The 18051-nt window shown below is 48.7% G+C and carries 13 protein-coding genes; 10 read left to right on the forward strand and 3 right to left on the reverse strand.

The features are described from left to right. Positions 1-360 precede the first annotated feature (360 nt). The 4 genes from H6F76_RS01535 to H6F76_RS01555 all read left to right on the forward strand — a co-directional run bounded on the left by H6F76_RS01535 (position 361) and on the right by H6F76_RS01555 (position 2980). Entirely contained in the window at positions 361-633 is a 273-nt protein-coding gene (locus H6F76_RS01535; RefSeq protein ID WP_190451991.1) for a WGxxGxxG family protein, read from the forward strand. 209 nt (positions 634-842) lie between these two features. Next, the gene (locus tag H6F76_RS01540; RefSeq protein WP_190505321.1) at positions 843-1325 is read left to right on the forward strand and encodes a hypothetical protein; all 483 of its coding nucleotides are present in this window, start codon (positions 843-845) and stop codon (positions 1323-1325) included. A gap of 64 nt (positions 1326-1389) precedes the next feature. After that, on the forward strand, positions 1390-1731 hold the full coding sequence (locus H6F76_RS01545) for a translation initiation factor (protein WP_190505323.1): 342 nt from the start codon (positions 1390-1392) through the stop codon (positions 1729-1731). Positions 1732-2593: 862 nt separating this feature from the next. Then, positions 2594-2980: a M20/M25/M40 family metallo-hydrolase gene (locus tag H6F76_RS01555; protein ID WP_199321850.1), complete on the forward strand. Its 387-nt coding sequence runs from the start codon at positions 2594-2596 to the stop codon at positions 2978-2980. A gap of 257 nt (positions 2981-3237) precedes the next feature. Here H6F76_RS01555 and H6F76_RS01560 read toward each other — a convergent pair whose 3' ends face one another. From H6F76_RS01560 to H6F76_RS01570, 3 genes are all read right to left on the reverse strand, one after another. Further along, positions 3238-3729, reverse strand: a complete 492-nt coding sequence (locus H6F76_RS01560) for a hypothetical protein (RefSeq protein ID WP_190505328.1) — start codon at positions 3727-3729, stop codon at positions 3238-3240. A 624-nt stretch (positions 3730-4353) separates the two neighbouring features. Beyond that, positions 4354-6108: a GTPase gene (locus H6F76_RS01565; protein WP_190505330.1), complete on the reverse strand. Its 1755-nt coding sequence runs from the start codon at positions 6106-6108 to the stop codon at positions 4354-4356. A gap of 24 nt (positions 6109-6132) precedes the next feature. After that, positions 6133-8655, reverse strand: coding sequence for a GTPase (locus H6F76_RS01570; protein ID WP_190505332.1), 2523 nt, complete (start codon positions 8653-8655; stop codon positions 6133-6135). A gap of 304 nt (positions 8656-8959) precedes the next feature. Here H6F76_RS01570 and H6F76_RS01575 point away from each other — a divergent pair, with 304 nt between their 5' ends. The 6 genes from H6F76_RS01575 (at position 8960) to H6F76_RS01600 (ending at position 18021) form a co-directional block, all read left to right on the forward strand. Then, on the forward strand, positions 8960-9376 hold the full coding sequence (locus H6F76_RS01575; RefSeq protein ID WP_190505334.1) for a hypothetical protein: 417 nt from the start codon (positions 8960-8962) through the stop codon (positions 9374-9376). 1017 nt (positions 9377-10393) lie between these two features. Beyond that, the gene (locus H6F76_RS01580; protein ID WP_190505336.1) at positions 10394-11062 is read left to right on the forward strand and encodes a response regulator transcription factor; all 669 of its coding nucleotides are present in this window, start codon (positions 10394-10396) and stop codon (positions 11060-11062) included. A 46-nt stretch (positions 11063-11108) separates the two neighbouring features. Next, entirely contained in the window at positions 11109-13022 is a 1914-nt protein-coding gene (locus H6F76_RS01585; RefSeq protein ID WP_190505338.1) for a CHASE2 domain-containing protein, read from the forward strand. A 103-nt stretch (positions 13023-13125) separates the two neighbouring features. Further along, positions 13126-13953, forward strand: a complete 828-nt coding sequence (locus tag H6F76_RS01590) for a DUF928 domain-containing protein (protein ID WP_190505340.1) — start codon at positions 13126-13128, stop codon at positions 13951-13953. A gap of 5 nt (positions 13954-13958) precedes the next feature. Beyond that, a complete protein-coding gene (locus H6F76_RS01595) occupies positions 13959-16787 on the forward strand; it encodes a CHAT domain-containing tetratricopeptide repeat protein (protein ID WP_190505342.1) in 2829 nt (942 codons plus the stop codon). A 157-nt stretch (positions 16788-16944) separates the two neighbouring features. Beyond that, positions 16945-18021, forward strand: a complete 1077-nt coding sequence (locus tag H6F76_RS01600) for a tetratricopeptide repeat protein (RefSeq protein WP_190505343.1) — start codon at positions 16945-16947, stop codon at positions 18019-18021. The last annotated feature ends 30 nt before the right edge of the window (positions 18022-18051 follow it).

Here is an 18051-nt window from a genome sequence, read left to right on the forward strand (position 1 = left end):
ACTGGAATCAATGGTTTAACGATTGCTCATTCAACATCCGTGCTATCAGTCTCGTAAGCTTTTCGATTCATATTCCCATTCTAATAATTGGGTATCATCCGCTACTGCTCAAACGTCCTCTAACCACATTGAAGCTACAGACAACTGATAGAACTGCGTCCTTTTAGTGCTACTCACGGTTCTCTACCTTTTAACTATACAAAGCTGCTTCTATAGTCTGAGTACAAGGTCCGTGCCACTTACTAAACTAAGGGCACCAATCAGCGGCGTGATTACTTCTCAAAGAGTTTTCTTTAACCTAGCTTGCTCTGTGGTTGGCTCACGTCTTTGCACCTAACTAAACTTAAAGGAACCAACATTATGAAACGTGTAAACTTGCCTCAACTTGCTTTACTCAGCGCCGTTACGCTTAGCCTCGCTACTGTACCCTTCACGTTGCCAGCAGCAGCACAAACTGGTAGCACCAGTGGTACGACAACCGATTCAGCCACTCGAACAACTGAGGAAGATCAGGATTTCGATTGGGGATTGTTAGGGTTACTCGGTCTAGCTGGATTAGCCGGACTCCGCAAAAAGCAAGAAACGCATGAGTCCCATCATGAGACAGTAAATCCAAGCATGCGCTCTCGTTAATAGCACTGTTCAGTACGTGTCCTTTGGAAGTTGCTGGTGCGATCGCTACTCAACCAGCTTTAAGGTAAACCAGCGCTTCTCTCTCTATGGCACGTACTGTCAGCTCATTAAAATGTGATCCAAGCCACGTCGCTTCAGTACAGCCCTATCTATTGTCTGAGGCGAAGGTGGCATTAGAGCTTTGGTGCAGAGGACTAAGACAGCAAGACATGAAAAAACTTTTAGACCAACGTGGTAACAGACCAACCGCAATCATTCTTTCGGCGCTTTTGACCATGCCTCTCTTTGTAGGGTGTGGTCAGCCGCAAGCATCAGTGCCACCACCAGTGGATAATACACGTACAACAGCGACTGCTCCTAATGCTACCCCAGCAGCGCCAAAGAAGGGATTAAATAAGGTTCAGAAAGGGGCAATTGTCCTAGCCGGTGCTGCGGCTCTCTACTATCTCTACAATCGACAAAAGAACGCTAAGGCTGACGCTGGCGCGAATAGCAAGTACTACCTCTCCAAGAACGGTCGTGTGTACTACCGGGATGCAAATCGCCAAGTGCATTGGGTGACACCACCGCCCAATGGCATCCAAGTACCCGCAGAAGAAGCGCAACAATACCGTGACTATCAGGGGTATAACAACCGATCGACGGGACGGGACCTCACATCAGTACCAGAGGCACAGTCAGCGACTTATTAAGTCTCTGATTAGCGCAGTATGCATCTGATGACCAAGTTAATTACATTCCTATTGGAGGATTCTTATGGTTGGTGATTTCCTACGCAAAGCGGCTGATGCTTTACTAAATGATCAGTCAGCAGGAACTGACAATCAATCACCGCGCCCAGCGAGTGAAGACCCGTATGGTGACCCTGCAGACCAGATGGCGAATGCCGGACAGTATGGTGATATAAGCCCAGCCAGTCAAGACCCATATGGTGACCCTGCAGACCAGATGGCGAATGCCGGACAGTATGGTGATATAAGCCCAGCCAGTCAAGACCCGTATGGTGACCCTGCAGACCAGATAGCGAATGTCGGACAGTATGGCAATCTACGCCCAGCAAGTGAAGACCCATATGGCGATCCTGCCGACCAAGCTTAGTAGTCGTTGAGCGGCAAATAAAAGCGTTGAGAGTGTAGTCATTTCGAGATCTCTTGCTCGAAATGACTACACTTCTGTTTTGCAAAACAGTACTCCTTTTGGACAAAGAGTAGAGAAAAGCCGGGATTACAACCACAGCACGAGTGTCAGTTAACGCTGTTCAGCGTTAACTCAATCAATTAGCAACAACTAGCGCGATCGCCAAGCTATCGTAGTCCTTGCTGCCAACTGTTTGGTGTAGAGTGAAGGAATAAGTGTCCGTAGCGAAGGATTGAATATCACAATCGCTCTTCGTCTCAAAGCACTATAGGGTGGGGGTTTGAAGCTTTTCAACAACCAATGGCTTACCTGCTTGGACAAACGTTCTCCCAGCGTAAGATGGTGGAGTGAGATTTGCCAAAAGAGCGCCCTGTAGCTTGCACACCTATACCTTCGCTGCGTACAGCCATCGCTAATATCACAAGCGTCAATGGAGTCCGAAGGCGTGTCATTGGTGTACTGTGCGCTCATTGAATTGCTTGTGGCAGGTTTTACACAGATGTTTTTGAACAATGGTACCGTCTTGAATAGTGATCTTGCCGTTTTTGACGATTTGCTGACTCTCACATTCTGGGCAGTGTATAGACTGTAATCCACCTATTGCAACCATTCTACACATCACTCTTTAAGAGACCAGTGTCTACTGCATTGTTCAAGTTCAGATTCGCAAACTTTGACCTCTAAACGCGGAGTTCCATTGGTTAGGTAAAACATAGCCGTATTTAATCGATAGAACGATTGGAGTAACGTATTGGTGGTCACAGTGCGACTCTAATTCCTCCTCTAGTTTCCATTCAAGAAATCACTGCACCCATTCAGCAGCTTGTTTCGATTCCATCAGTTGAATCCGAACAAGCGATCGCCACCTGCATTTCCGAAAAACTTAGCAACCGTTGGATTCGTGCCACACCTAATTGGAGAGTTGGAGCATCCTTCCATCATTTGTCATCATCAAGCTGCAACCACAACAAAAACAATCTGGCTACAACCCCACCTCGATACCGCTCCTGTGTGTGATCGCTCTCAATGGCAACATGACCCATTTGCTGGAACGATTGTCGGCGATTGGATTTACGGTAGAGAGGTGGCTGACTCGAAAGGGGCGATCGCCCTATTCATCTGCCTTGGAAAGGCACTAAGAGACTCACCCCAGTTCAACGGTTCGCTATTTCTATGGGGGATGAGAGGGCGATCGCCTTTCTTCGGATAAGTACGATTCTCGTTCCGAGTGACTACGCCAACGCACCTCATCCGACACCAACTGCTGCTGGTACACTTCTCAAAAGCGGCTGGTCACTTATTGTTCAGGGGAGCAGGTTTTTTACACCAGAAGGATGTCTGGGTTTGCCACCTCAAAAAGCTGAGTCCAGTGGACACGCTGGTTGGCTTTGCCACTACATCGAAGATTGTAGGTCGCGATTTTCATGGTTCTTTATCGTTGTGCTTGCGATCGGCTCACTAACGCGATCAGGGAAATGCAATCAAGACGGGGCCTTCTGGAAGGAACCGAGCCTGATAGTTCGTCTTCTTATCTTTCCCTCGCAAGCTGCCGATCGACAGCGGCATTTTCAGCGGTTCTAACCCTTGAACTTCCCAAAACACAGCCCAAGTAGGACTATCAGTGGCAGTCGATTTGGGTCGATACATCGCTTTACCGGGATAGCGACCGCGACGAGATCCCACAGACCCCACGTAAAGCCCGCGCCAAGTCACCTGTGGGTTCAAGGGTTGGTCGCCTTTGGCGTGAGAGGCATAGATCAAGACCTCGACCGCCTGACCACTTCTCAGCTTTTCGGCTGCTCCAAAAACTTCAAAGTCCATGCTGCCAAAGGCAACTTTGGGCACATGATTCGGTGGCAGATCATCGGCATCGAGTTGAGCCGTGATCGTTTCCAGTCCTGAAAGTAAATGCTCCTCTGGAACGGGGGCAAGGATCGCGAAGGCATAGGTCTTTTGCATGAAGGAAGCACCATTGAACAAAAAGTGAACGTTTCTAGCCTACTGGTGTCGAAGGAGTTTCTATGGCACCACCAACGCTTGCATAAGTGGCTCGATATATTCGTCTCACAGTCCTGCTAACTTCTGTTTGGGACAAAAACCTTTAAGTGGCAATTTTAACAAGCTATTAATGTCCAGCCTGATCACTCAAATACCGATTCTGTCGTTAGGGCAATCGCACCCTATGGCCCCTTCGACAAGCTATTAGTGTCCAAAAGTTCCACTTACAAGCATTAATGCGGCATAAAGTCTCGAACCGCCCTGGGCAAAAGCTGAAAGCCTTATCATCACTGTAATAGAGGTTTGCCTTTCACCTATAGGTTGGATAGTTTACTGGGCAAAAGCGGCTAATCCGTCGTTTCATAAAGATAGCTTATCCTTTGCTTGGAACCCACTAGTACAGGAAACCGCAAGGTCAATCAATAGCTCTACGCCTCGTGAGCTGTTTTCAGATCGTTGTTTGAAGGTCAGCCTGGAACAGCTTCAAATCAAGCGCTCCTAAGAAATTAGATTTTGAGTAAGCACAGATATTCAACGGCCAAATCGGATTTTTTCCACCCTGAGAGTGCTTCAGTGGGTGGATTGCTAACTATTTTCAATTTTTGAGGAAACGGTAATATCAGCAATAATTGCTTCCAATTCCTTACGAATCTCAACAAGTTGCTTCACCCATTGATTTGAAGTAGAGATCGAATTCTCCTCTTGCTGACGCGCTGCGGCAATGTCCTGCTCAATCTTGCCATAAACTTTGGCTTCAAACTCTCGTAAGTTAGTTTCAATCTGGCGTTCTAGATCTTTAGCAACAGACTGGAACTGGCTGGTAATGTCTTGACGAACCTCTGCCATTTTTCGCTCCTGCTCATATTCCTGGTGGGTAGTATAGGCATCTAGACCAACAGAAACTACCGCTAAAGCAGGTCCAAGGAACATCGCCGCATTTCCAATATTTTTAGCCATGCCGACAGCCTGCCAAGGTTTGAACTTGAAACCAATGAATTTACCGACTCCGTAAACAGCTTGGTGTAGTTGACTTCCTGCCACGTCAATTGACCGCAGAAATCCTGACCCACCTGTCGATAAAAGTTGCCTAGTTGCTGAGACCTGCAGCTTTGCCCCAACCTCATTCCCAATCTTCTGCAGCCAATCAACTTGTGTTCTCAAGTGCTCTGCATTGATACCTGGCTTAACATTTTGAGCGGCAATCTGCTGGTCAAATTCTAGCCTTGTAACGAAAGCCTGGGTCAGATCGCTTTGAAGAATTTTCCCAACTTCAAGCCGAATAGACTCAAACGCCTCCTCTGCTGTTACTTGCAGTTGCTCACCTGCCTGTTCGTAGTGAATCCGTACATTAATTTCTGCCTGCTTGTTTAAGGTTTCAAAGTTAACCTCTGTGCCCACTGCCGTTGCTAACCGAACTCCTTCCTTGACCACTTCTGAAGTCATGTTCAGTGTGATTCCTTTGACTTTAGTTCTGAGTCGATCGCGTTCTTTAAGCACCATGCGCGACAGACGGTTTAGTAGTTCAAGGAATGCTGCATCGCCGTTGGAGTTACGGGTAAAACAAACTTGGGCTTCATCCAAATAGCTGAGGGCGATCCGAACAGGAGTATCAAATCGAGCTAAGGTGGCTCGACGTTTGACAAAGTGATTCAACTCATCAATGAATGTCTGAAAGCGACTAATTTCCAGCAGGAAATCATCTTCTCCATCAATGCTATCACAGCAGTCTTTCGCATCAATGAAGGAGATCGGGAATTCATCAAGACTATAGGGCTTCAATGCCTCCGCCAAACTCTGTCGATAGCTAGCAATTTTCTGGTCTTCTTCCCCCGCCTCATCGGACATCTTATTGATAACCAGCATCATTTTCCAACGGTAGCCCTTCTCATAGGCTAACTTTTTGAAGTTTTCGACTGTGGTTGAGTCAAATAGCATATAGGTGAGGCAGAATACTAGCAGATCAGCCTTAGAAATCGCTTCATAGGTGATTGCGTCATGATCCTGACGATCAGTAAACAGTCCAGGTGTGTCGATTAAGCGAATTTGGTTCCAATCATAGGGAGCAGTTTTATCAGTTGCGATATCAGCGTCAATACGAATATCCCGTCGTCCGGTGAGAGCAGAGATAATAGTTGACTTGCCTGCACTATATTGTCCAATTAAAGCAACATTTAGGATACCTTGTTCTTTGTGCTTTGCTAACTCGGTAGAGAGTTTATGTTGAATAGACTTTGAGTTTTCACTGTCCTCTTTTTCTAGCAATTGCTTAAATGCTGAACAGGCAATTTCAAATCTTCGACCAATTTCAGCTGCTTTGAAGGTTTGATTCGGTTGAGTCATAGATTTATACCAAGGTTTGTGGGTTCAAGACTTGCTCACTAGTTGAGTGAGGTAAATAGCAATATCTTCTTGCAAGACGGCTCGAATCTGGTCTTGGGATTTCTTTAGGGGCAAATCTGTTTTGGCATGGATCACCATGCTTCGTCCGAAATCTCGCTCCACCTGTACGATCGCTCGATCAATAACTGTTTCAGTTAACGGTTCTGTTTGCTCCAGACACCAATCTAAGATTCGTTTGGCGTAAGCTCGATTCAGGTAGTCACTTGATTGCTGCAACTGCTTCTCGGCTTTTTCTAATTGATTGGTCATGCCACTTAAGCCTTGAATCAATTCCTCAAAATATTGATCAACGGCTACGGTAACATCTCGGCAATGTTGACTTAAAGCGGCTTCTGCATTCTGTAGGGTAGTTTGTTGGTATTTCTCAATTTGGCTAGAGAGTGCTACAGAAATTTTCTGAACAGCTTCACGACGCTTTTGATCTCTGGATTTAAAGAAACCAGTAACGAGTGAAGCTATGCCTCCAAGCACACCAAGAACAATACCAATGGGAGCAAGGGGCGTAAACATCAAAAATACGGCAGCAACACTTAAAATGCCACCACCGATGCGAAATAGAAGACGCTCATGAAAAGAGTCTTGCTGCTTAAAAGTAAAATCACCACCAGCTAACTGAGCAATAAACTGCAATTCTCTACCAATCTCTTCAAGAGCGCTTTGAACCTCTTTATCAAAATCCTGCATTACTTCTTGATATGCAGTCTTCAAATGCTCCTCAAACTGAATGGATTGTAGTTTTCGTTCCCAACCTAGCCGCATAATAATTTCGTTCGATTCCCAGTGTTCTTCAGCAAAACTAGGAATTGCCTGTAAGACTGATTGAAATACCTGCTTTATTTTCTGCCTCAAGCTGTTTGAAGTATCCTTTCGGACTTTTTGGATATCGTCCTGAAGACTTTTACGCTTACTTTTGAGTGTTTCGTTCAAGGTTTTATAGATCTGCAATTGATGCGTTATCCACTTATGGGGAAGATCAATGGCACCTACTGTAGAACCTAAAAGCGTTTGCGATCGTCGAATGGTTCCATGTTCAACCAGTGAGAGCCGAATAATATCCAAAAAGGGCTGTAGTCGGCTGACTTGGAATAATTCATCTTTACGGTTCTGATGTTCAGACTCACGAGACATTTGAGCCGCTAGTAGCATGACAGGAATAATACTGAAATAATCGTTGGCGTAATGTTCTTTTGCATAGCGACGAATTCGTTCAATATGTCCCCCAATCCCACTGTTGCCTTCCATGGCAAACAGCTTATCGGGATTCTTCAAAAAATACTCCAACCGTTTCGTATCTCGTAGATTTTGCTTGAGGTTCAACAGAACCATGAGAGGTTTAGTTTTGTCTTTGAGAACTTTGAGAAAGCCGAATTCTGTTTCCTGAATGCTATCGTTTGTCACTACATAACAAATGACATCGGCTTCATCAATGACGGTTTTTGCAATCTCCTCATCAGTTTGACCACCAGGCGCACCAATTCCAGGCGTATCAATAATACGGATTTTCTTCCAAGTGTAAACTCGATTGCACCGTGTTGTACGCTGTTTCCCAACGCCGATTGCATCCCAACCTTCACCTGCAATAATGGCATGAAGCGTACTTTTCCCTGCCTTTGTCTTGCCCATAAAAGCGATGCTGAAGTCGCCCAATGCTCGTTGTTTGGCATGAAGTGTTTGGCGAATTTCTTCAAGATTTGCGATGATTTCCGAAGTTAAAGCTTTGATAGTTGCATCAAGTTGTTGAGCTACTTCATTTGCAGACGAAGCTTGTCCTTTATGCTGAGATTTATTCCTTGTACTCTTACTCATTTGTACAAGGTTTTGTCCCAGTATCTTCAAAGTAGCTGAGGTGGACTTGAATGTGGTTTCTGCAAACTGGTAATCCTCTTTGGCAATACGGGAACACATCTCAATTGCACGATCGTACTCTGCACCTGCGAACAGCGTCTCATGCTGTAGCTGCTCCTGGTGAAATCTAGAGTCATGAGGCGCAATAGTAGCTAACTGGTTCAAGAGTTCATGGGAGAGAACGGTTTCTGAATCCTTCAAAAACCGAGTTCCAAAGCAAGTCTCCTGTTCATGACTGACTAGTTTGTGTTGATGGGCAAAACCTTCTGCAGCTTCAAGCAGTAACTCTATTTCCGTAGATGAAATCCTCCAAAGTCCTGCAATTCGTTCGACAAGCTCTCGTTCAACTGGAGCACAAAAGCCATCTACATAAGCAACTGCAAGAATTTGTCGCATGACTTCAATCTGTTCATGCACGGGAATTTTTTGAGCAATTGCTTCAATCGAGAGCCGATCATCGTGCTGAGATAGAATTTTTTCCATCTCCTCGAGGGTGCAGCTGCTCATTCGCGTCTGTCGTGCTAATCCATGCAATCCCTTCGCTTCTTCTGAATGGATCTGCTGATCGGCACAAACCATGTAGGTCAGGAGCAGAAATGGATAATTTAATAAAGCGTTGCTTGGAATTGCTGGTTCAGACATGCTGAATTAACGTAGAAGAATTTAGGCAGGATACTCTCATTAGAGTTCCCACACATACAGTAAAATCTCCTACGGCAATAATTGAAGAGGATCATAGTCCTAGAACCTGCTTGACTGACAAAACAGGAACAGGCTGAAAGAAAAGTTAGAAGGGAAGCAGAGTCTGATTTAAGCTGGAAAATTACCACACCTAACAGCAAAATCAACGACTCCTACTTCCCGTCTTTATGCTGCGTTGTCGCGCTATCTGAGTCAATGTGACATTTAATGGCAAGATAGGTGTCACTTACAAACACTCTGCTGGATGATGATTGGCATGATCCAAAGCCAGAACGTGCATCTCAATGGGTTTGGCTTGTACGTGAAAAGCCGTGCTCAACTCGCGCAGTCCCATCAGAGACAGTTTCGGCGTTGGTTGTCGAATCGACGGATTGCTGTCGTTTCCGCTCATCATGCTCTGGTTGGACAAGCCCTGTCCGAGTGGAGCAGAGAACGGCTGTATCTGAGCCTGGATACGACAATGGTGTGGAATTGCTTTTGCATCGTTTGGGTAGGAGCTGTCTATCGGGGCAGAACCGTTTCCGTGGCTTGGCGAGTGGTGGCACAGTCCAGCAGCGCCGTCAGGTTAGGGACGATTCAGAGCGTACTGCGGCAAGCCGCAAAAGTTTCTGCCCAATGGTTTGGCAATTGTCCTACTGGCAGACCGAGGCTTTGCCGATAGCAAGTTGATGAAGTACCTCAGAGACAATCCGGATTGACATTTTCGGATTCGGATTAAACGTTCGTTTCAGTGTCAGCACCAAGGACAATGGCGCAAAGTGCCGTCAGTTCAGTTACAGTCGGGACAAGCTTATTTCACCCTATCAGTGTCAGTAGGTAGAACCAAACCCTACCCTAACGGTTACTTGGCGTTTGCCCATGACAAGCAAAGTAGCGAAGCTTGGACGCTTGTGAGCGATGAGCCGACGAACTTGCAAACCTTTGCTCAATACCGACTCAGGTTTTGTGTGGAGGAATCATTTTTGGATCTTAAGTCGAACGGCTTCAATCTCGAAGCTTCTAGGTTGCGGGACAAATTTGCACTCTCTCAGTTGTGCGGAGTAATTGCCTTGACGATGCTGTTTCTGGTGCTGCAAGGGGTGCAGCTAAGAAGGTAACGTACGCTGTCCCGCAGAAGACAATGTATAGAGGGTATGTACAGAGGGTGTATTAGTAGCTCTGGACTCAAATTGGACACAAGTCGCTCAGAAGGGGGTAGTACAGAAGCCCGTTTGCTCGTTTGCAGCGGCTGAAAGCCCCATTGTCTCGTTGGTCTTCTGTTGTTAGGGGCATGAAACCAAGCTGCAGCTTAATCTGGAACGCCAACTGCAACCATAATGGCAGATAGTTGCTCACCTCGTGCTTGAACTAGCTAAAGAACTCCCTCAGCCCAACCAGAAGCTTTAGGGAAACCTAAAAAGCAGGAAGCTGAAGCTCTGTGCAGCACCAACAAAGCCTATCAGAGATATACGTTTCAGACGGGTACCAGATGACCAAACAACTATTTCTGTTCAGATCATCAGACTCAGTTCCGACAGATTTGATGGAAGCATTGAGTCCGATTGCGCTTTGCCACAGTGCTGATTGCTGATGTCTACACGCGAGATTAGTAAACAGGTGTAGTGTTTGATCCAGGCGATGCCTCTATTGTAAGAAGAGAGCTAGTGACGCTAGCCGCTGTTTGCTGTAGCGAGTTGCCATGTCCCAAAACGCTCAACCGGAGAAACAAGCCTTTTTGGTCGTGGATGACCACGCCTTAGTTTTAGACGGCACGCTCGGTGTCTTAAAGCAGGCATATCCAGAGGCGCTTATTCTGACAGCTCAGACGGCCCAGGAAGCGCTTAAGCAGATGGAGCACACTCATCCCGATTTGGTGCTGGTGGATCTGGTGATGCCAGGAGCGAGTGGCGAAACGGCTCAAGCTAACTCTGGACTGCAATTACTCAAAGCGCTGATGGAGCAATATCCGAGGCTGAATCTGGTGGTGCAGAGTGCCCACGTCCGCACGTTAGTCTGGCTCAAACCGACGATCGACAACCACATGGGCGGTTTCACCGTTGTGGATAAGAGCCAGCCCGTGAAGGATTTGCTGACCATGGTCGATTGGGCGTTGCGGGAGCGGACTTACACGCCGAAAGAAATTCGCAATGGGTTGCAACTCAAACCGGCCTGGATGCAGGTGCTGCAACTTGCCTTTCAGGAGAGCTTACAGGACACGGCGATCGCTAAGCGCCTGAACGTTTCGGAGCGCACGGTGCAGTACTACTGGACCAAGATCCGGGATGTGTTAGAGGTGTATCCTGACGAGGACAAGAATCTCCGGATTCAAACGGAAGTGCGGGCACGGGAGGCAGGTCTCTTGGATTGACGATTTGGATCTTAATGAACCGCTTAAATTAAGCGTAGGATTCGCTATGGGAGCATTTAGTGCCATCAAAACAGAGATCGCAATTTGGCGACGGGGATCGCTGCCAGGGTTCGTTGTGCTGATCGGCGTGATCGTCGCTCGTTTGACGGGTTCGTTTGAGTTTTTGGAATTGGTGACGTTGGACAATTTTCTGCGGCTGCGTCCACCGGAGCCAATGGATGAACGGATTGTGATTGTGGGCATTACGGAAGCCGATATTCAACGCGCCCGCACCTATCCAATTCCCGATCGCGATATTGCTGCTTTGCTCCAGCGGTTGCAGACCTACCAACCTGGCGCGATCGGGCTCGATATTGTGCGCGATATCCCGGTTGAACCGGGTCACGCGACGCTAGCATCGCTCTTTCGCACCATTCAGAATGTGATTGGAGTCGAGGTTGCCTTCCCCGATCGCAGTGGCTATACCGTTGCGCCGCCTCCGGCTCTGCCGCCAGAGCACGTGGGTTTTGCGGATAGTGTTTTGGATGAGGATGGCTATCAGCGACGCAGCTTACTGGGTGCTCACAATCCTCAGCAGGAGTATCGGTTTTCGTTCACGCTGCAGGTGGCGGAACGCTATCTGGCAACGCAGGGTATCGGGTTAGAAAATGGAATTCGTGATGCCGATGCGATGCGCTTTGGCAATACCGAGTTGACCAGAGTGCAGCCCAACTCCGGCGGCTACACCAGAGCGGATGCTGGCGGCAACCAGATTCTACTCAATGTTCGCAGCGGGGCAAGGCCGTTTCGAGTCCTTTCGCTTGCTCAGATTCAAGCGGGAAAGGTGAATCCTGCTTGGCTCCGAGGACGCATCGTGCTGATTGGGGTGATGTCGCTCAGCGCCAAAGATCTGGCAAGTTCGGGCGCGATCACAGGCATCAATCCGGGACTGGTGTATGGAGTCGAAATGCAAGCACATGCCATCAGTCAAATCCTGAGCGCGGTGCTGGATCAGCGTCCATTGCTGCGGGTTTGGCACGACGGTTGGGAGTACGGGTGGATTGTCGCCTGGGGGGTACTGGGCATCAGCCTGGGACGATTTTTGCAGTCTCCCTGGAGGATTTTATTGGGGCTGGGAGTTGCGGTTATCAGCTTGGTTGGCATCGTTTACGGGTTGATTCTGCTCGGCTGGTGGGTGCCGCTCGTCCCAGCCTTGCTCGGACTCGTCCCGAATGGATTTGGGTTGACAGCCGTCCTGTTCTACCGCCATGAGCAAGAACGCAAGAACTTACGGCTGCGTTTAGAGGAGCGTCAGTTTGTGATCGAACAAACCTTCAACGCCATTCACAGTGGCCCGTTGCAAACTTTGGTTGGCACGCTGAGAAAGGCTCAAGCAGAGCAAAACCTGTCGCCACTTTTGCCCGATCTGCAACGCCTGAGCCAGGAATTGCGGGCGATTTATGGATCTGTCCAGCGAGAGGCGATCGCGGATGAGGCGCATTTACAGATGGGCGACGCGATCGACCTGGCACTTCAAGCGCCGCTGCACGACTTGCTCTACACGGTGTATTGCAACACGCTGGAGCGGGATCTGCCGCACTTGCAAGCGCTCAAGGTCAAAATTGTTCAGTTTGACCCGCTGAATACTCGCCATTTGCGGCTAGAACACAAGCGCGGACTCTGCCGCTTTCTAGAGGAGGCGCTGTGCAACGTGGGCAAACATGCATTGGGGGCGACGAAACTGACGGTGATTTGCACCCAGGAAGACCAGCAGCAAGTGATTCGGGTGATCGATAACGGGATAAGTGAACCGCTGGATGCGCCTTCAGTAGAGCCAGGCAAGGGATTGGGAACGCAGTTGGCTAAAAATCTAGCCAAGCAGCTAGGCGGCACGTTTCGGCGCTATCCCAATCAACCGAAAGGAACCGTCTGCGAGTTAACGTGGTCAGCGACTCGAAGCTGGTTCTGGCAACGTCGATAACTCGCGATTGCGCTTTCCCGCAAGTGAGCTTTACAGGTGATCCCCTGTTGATTCTGCAAATGGCTGCCTATCGTAGAAGAAATTCGTAGGGGTGATTTACGCTATGCCTCACCTATTAAAGCCTCGCCAGCAGCACGCACTCATCACTAGTTTGGTCCTTACGCTATTGATCGGCATCGCGCCTATGGTGCTCGCAGGATACTATCCGTCGAAGAATGACTCGGCACCCGGAAAGACAGCAACCAAGACGAAGCGGGCATATCGTCCGCCAAAGAATCCTTCAGCACCCAGAGTAACGAAACCCTCGACATCTCGCGGGGGATGCGACTCGAATACATCGGTAGGATTGGCTCCCTTGGTGCCGTTTAGCCATGTCGGGCAGACAAGGTCCTCGCGTCCAACCTTCGTCTGGTTTGTGCCCGATCGCGCTCCCCATCCCTTGCAATTCCGGCTGTTTACTCGCACGGGACAACCGCTCTACAGAACCGAGATGCAAAGTCAGCCGGGAATGATGCAGTTTTCCCTGCCCCAAAATCAGCCTGAACTGGCGATCGGACAGGTGTATCGCTGGCAGGTAGTGTTGGTTTGTGATCCGCGGGTTCCTGCGAAGAATGTGGTGGTGGCGGCAGAAATCGAAGTGGTCAAGCCAGTTGCGTCTGCAACGACGCAGCAGGCTGCTGCGCCAACACCCCAACAGCAGAGCGACCTGTATGCAGAGTCTGGGCTATGGTATGACGCGATCGCCGCCGCACTCAAAGCTTCTGAGACGGCTCAAAATCGGTCAACCGTGCTGGATTTACTCGGTTCTCTTGCCAGTTTGGAAGCCCAATCGGAAGCCCAACAATTGAAAGACTGGAGCGATCGGCTCAAACAAATTGAAGCAATCGAACGCCAGCGTCAAGCTCCGCAAACCCCGCTCCCTAAACCCTAGAACCGATGAAATCTGCCCCCAAACAGATCAAATTAAGCAAACGCAAGGTGCGATCGCGTTTCCTCCTGCCCCTTGCCTTTTGCTTTTTGCCTGTTACCGTTTACCTTCTTCCCTTCTCTCCACCTCCCGCTGTCGCTCAGACCACTGATTCTCGTGAAGCAGAAGCCGAGCAACTGTTGCAGCAGGGCTACCAGCAATACCAGACTGGACAAGTCTCAGCAGCGCTAACTTCCTGGCAACAGGCACTCCAGCTTTATCGCGCCCTTAAAAACCGCCAGATGGAAAGTCAGGCACTAGGCGACTTGGGTTCTGCTTACCGCTCTTTAGGCGATTACCCCAAAGCGATTGAGTATGGAGAACAGAGTTTAGCCATCGCCAGCGAAGTCAAAGACCGTCCAATGGAAGGTATTGTACTTAGCAATTTGGGTTCTGCTTACAGTTCTCTAGGTAACTACCCTAAAGCGATTGAGTATGAAGAACAGAGTTTAGCCATCGCCCGCGAAGTCAAAGACCGTCCAATGGAAGGTCGGGCACTGAGCAATTTGGGCTCTGCTTACAGTTCTTTAGGTAACTACCCCAAAGCGATTGAGTATGGAGAACAGAGTTTAGCCATCACCCGCGAAGTAAAAGACCGTCCAATGGAAGGTCGAGTATTGGGCAATTTAGGTAACTTTTACAGTTCTCTAGGCGATTACCCCAAAGCGATTGAGTATGGAGAACAGAGTTTAGCGATCGCCCGCGAAGTAAAAGACCGCCAAATGGAAGGTCGGGCACTAAGCAATTTGGGTAACCCTTACAGTTCTCTAGGCGATTACCTCAAAGCGATTGAGTATGAAGAACAGAGTTTAGCCATCGCTCGCGAAGTCAAAGACCGTCCAATGGAAGGTCGGGCACTGAGCAATTTGGGCTCTGCTTACAGTTCTTTAGGTAACTACACCCAAGCGATTGAGTATGGAGAACAGAGTTTAGCCATCGCCCGCGAAGTCAAAGACCGTCCAATGGAAGGTCGAGTATTGGGCAATTTGGGTAACCCTTACAGTTCTCTAGGCGATTACCCCAAAGCGATTGAGTATGGAGAACAGAGTTTAGCGATCGCCCGCGAAGTTAAAGACCGCCAAATGGAAGGTCGGCTCCTAGGAAATTTGGCAGCCGCTAACGGCTATCTGGGCAACTACACTAAAGCAATTGAGTATATTCAGCAGAGCTTAGCTATTGCCCGCGAAATTAAAGATCGTCAAGGGGAGGGTATAGCATTAACCAATTTGGGACTTGCTAACGGCTATTTGGGCAACGGTATCCAAGCAATCGAGTACATTCAGCAGAGCTTAGCTATTGCCCGCGAAATTAAAGACCGCACTAGGGAAGGTATAGCGCTCAATAACCTCGGATGGACGTTTTTGAAAGCTGGCAACATGACAGAAGCTGAAACCGTGCTTGTGAAGGGGATTCAATTGTGGGAATCGATGCGGCAACTGCTCGGTTCCAACGATGCGAATAAAGTCTCCATCTTTGAAGGACAAGCTCGCACTTATCGGACGTTACAACAAGTCCAGGTAGCTCAAAATGACCCAATCGCCGCATTAGAAATTGCCGAACGGGGACGTGCCCGCGCCTTTGTCGATCTGCTGACCCAGCGTTTATCGTCAGATGCTGCTGATTCGGTCGTTGCTTCTGCTCCTAACCAAGCCCAGATCCGCCAAATCGCCAAAGCACAGAATGCAACGTTGGTGCAGTATTCCATTATCTACGACGCCTTCCAGATTCAAGGAAAAAGCGAACCGAGGGAATCTTTGCTCTACATCTGGGTGATTCAACCTACTGGCGAAATCACCTTTCGTCAAGTTGACCTCAAACCTCTCTGGCAACAGCACAACGCCTCTCTAGTCAGCTTCATCATTGACTATCAAGAATCCGAGGGTCTTCGTAGTCGTAGTCGCAGTAACAATCGCTCCACAAAATCCGAACCCAACTTCAACTTGCAGAGGCTACATCAACTGCTGATTGACCCAATTCAAACACTTCTACCCAAAGACCCCAACGCCCACGTCATTTTCATTCCCCAAGATTCGCTCTTCCAGGTGCCCTTTCCCGCCCTGCAAGATGCCGACGGCACTTACTTAATCCAAAAACACACCATCCTTACCGCACCCTCGATTCAAGTTTTGGCACTCACCCGACAACAACAGCAGAAGTTAGCCAACGAGCCAGCCAATCGTCATGGCAACGCTCTCGTGCTGGGCAATCCCACCATGCCTCAGGTCTCCCTGTCACCTGGAGAGCCGAAACAAGCCTTGTCGCCCCTTCCCGAAGCCGAAACTGAAGCCATAGCGGTCGCCAGAATGCTCAACACTCAAGCCATCCTCGGCGATCAAGGCACCAAAGCTGCCATCACTCAAAAAATGCCTCAAGCATCGATCATTCACCTCGCCACGCATGGATTGCTGGATAACGTGCAGGGATTGGGTAGTGCGATCGCCCTGGCTCCCTCTGGCAACGATGATGGCTTATTGACCGCAGCAGAAATCTTCGAGATGAAACTGCAAGCCAGCCTAGTTGTCTTGAGCGCCTGCAACACGGGAGAAGGACGGATCACTGGAGATGGCGTGATTGGGTTGTCGCGCTCTTTGATTTCGGCAGGTGTACCCAGTGTAATTGTTTCCCTCTGGGCAGTTCCTGATGCGCCGACCGCAGCATTGATGCAGACGTTTTATACAAACTTGAAAAAGAACCCAAATAAGGCGCAGGCACTGCGGCAGGCCATGTTAACCACCATGAAAACCCATCCCGAACCGAAAGATTGGGCAGCATTTACGCTGATTGGAGAAGCAGAGTAACCTTGCTCTGAAAGACGATCGACTCAGACAGATTAAGACTACCCCTGCCGTATCTACCTAAACCTCTCCACCTAAAACCCATCTCTCGATCCAAAATCATCACGGAGTTTTATTCCACTGTTGAAGTCCACAAGTAGAGGTATCAGGAGGCTCTAGTATGCGACATCAAGCAAATCGCCCGATTCCAGGTATATTCATTCTCCTAGCGTTGGCACTCGCTGGTTTACTTCAAGCTCCTCGTCTCATCGCTTCATATCAGTTTCAACAAGGACTCACGTCATATGACAAAGGAGATTATCAAGAGTCTGCGTTAGCCTTTCGTCAGGTCATTCAGCACGATGCAGCTAATGCCGATGCTTATTACAATTTAGGCTTGGCGCTCAGTCAGGAAGGGGAACTCGATCAAGCGATCGCCGCTTATCGAAAATCCCTTGAATTGACACCTACAAACGTCGAAGATATTCATCTCAGCCTCGGTGACGCCTTGCAAGACCGTGGCAGGCATGATGAAGCGATCGCGGCTTATCAAGAGACGATTGCACTGAATTCGCATAGTGCCCGTGCCTACACTAATTTGGCTGCTCTACTGTATCAGCGAGGCGATGTTGACGGAGCGATTACAGCCGCTCGCAAAGCCGTTGAGCTGAAGCCCCGTAACGCAGAAGCTTTGGTGACTCTTGGAGCAGCTTTATTGGATCAAGGACATCTGGAACAAGCCAGCACCAAGCTAAAGCGGACAATCGAGCTTAAGCCAAATAATGCGATGGCTCACAACAACTTAGGGGCAGCTTTGAATCAGCAAAAGCAAGCAGACAAAGCGATCGCTGAATACCAGAAAGCAATTGAGCTAGACCCGAAGTTGGCGATCGCCCACAGCAACTTGGGATTGGTCTTATCTAAACAAGGAAAGCAAACTGAAGCTCTGACTGAGGCTGAGAAGGCAGTAGAACTTGATGCCAAATCGCCCAAGTCCCGCTACGCTCTAGGGGCAGTGCTGTTAGCCCAAGATAAGCGATCCGAGGCAATCCTAGAACTGAAGCAAGCCGTTGCACTGAGCTACCACAATGCTGAGGCTCACTTTCTCTTAGGAGTTGCTTTGTCTGTCGATCAACAGGAGCCGAAAGGGCTTGAGCATCTAAAGCAGGCAAAAGAACTCTCTAAAGCACAAGGCAAGGTGAGCCTAACGAAGCAGGTGGAGCAAATGTTACGAGACCTTGAAGGGGCACCGTTATGACGCGGAGAGTATGAAATGGCATAGAAATCT

Source organism: Leptolyngbya sp. FACHB-321, from assembly GCF_014695975.1.
GTDB lineage: Bacteria > Cyanobacteriota > Cyanobacteriia > Leptolyngbyales > Leptolyngbyaceae > Stenomitos.

What these genes read in the sequence shown, in the direction of transcription:
- H6F76_RS01535 (WP_190451991.1), top strand. Translation starts at nt 361, where the DNA reads ATGAAACGTGTAAACTTGCCTCAACTTGCTTTACTCAGCGCCGTTACG.
- H6F76_RS01540 (WP_190505321.1), top strand. Translation starts at nt 843, where the DNA reads ATGAAAAAACTTTTAGACCAACGTGGTAACAGACCAACCGCAATCATT.
- H6F76_RS01545 (WP_190505323.1), top strand. Translation starts at nt 1,390, where the DNA reads ATGGTTGGTGATTTCCTACGCAAAGCGGCTGATGCTTTACTAAATGAT.
- H6F76_RS01560 (WP_190505328.1), bottom strand. Translation starts at nt 3,729, where the DNA reads ATGCAAAAGACCTATGCCTTCGCGATCCTTGCCCCCGTTCCAGAGGAG.
- H6F76_RS01565 (WP_190505330.1), bottom strand. Translation starts at nt 6,108, where the DNA reads ATGACTCAACCGAATCAAACCTTCAAAGCAGCTGAAATTGGTCGAAGA.
- H6F76_RS01570 (WP_190505332.1), bottom strand. Translation starts at nt 8,655, where the DNA reads ATGTCTGAACCAGCAATTCCAAGCAACGCTTTATTAAATTATCCATTT.
- H6F76_RS01575 (WP_190505334.1), top strand. Translation starts at nt 8,960, where the DNA reads ATGATGATTGGCATGATCCAAAGCCAGAACGTGCATCTCAATGGGTTT.
- H6F76_RS01580 (WP_190505336.1), top strand. Translation starts at nt 10,394, where the DNA reads ATGTCCCAAAACGCTCAACCGGAGAAACAAGCCTTTTTGGTCGTGGAT.
- H6F76_RS01585 (WP_190505338.1), top strand. Translation starts at nt 11,109, where the DNA reads ATGGGAGCATTTAGTGCCATCAAAACAGAGATCGCAATTTGGCGACGG.
- H6F76_RS01590 (WP_190505340.1), top strand. Translation starts at nt 13,126, where the DNA reads ATGCCTCACCTATTAAAGCCTCGCCAGCAGCACGCACTCATCACTAGT.
- H6F76_RS01595 (WP_190505342.1), top strand. Translation starts at nt 13,959, where the DNA reads ATGAAATCTGCCCCCAAACAGATCAAATTAAGCAAACGCAAGGTGCGA.
- H6F76_RS01600 (WP_190505343.1), top strand. Translation starts at nt 16,945, where the DNA reads ATGCGACATCAAGCAAATCGCCCGATTCCAGGTATATTCATTCTCCTA.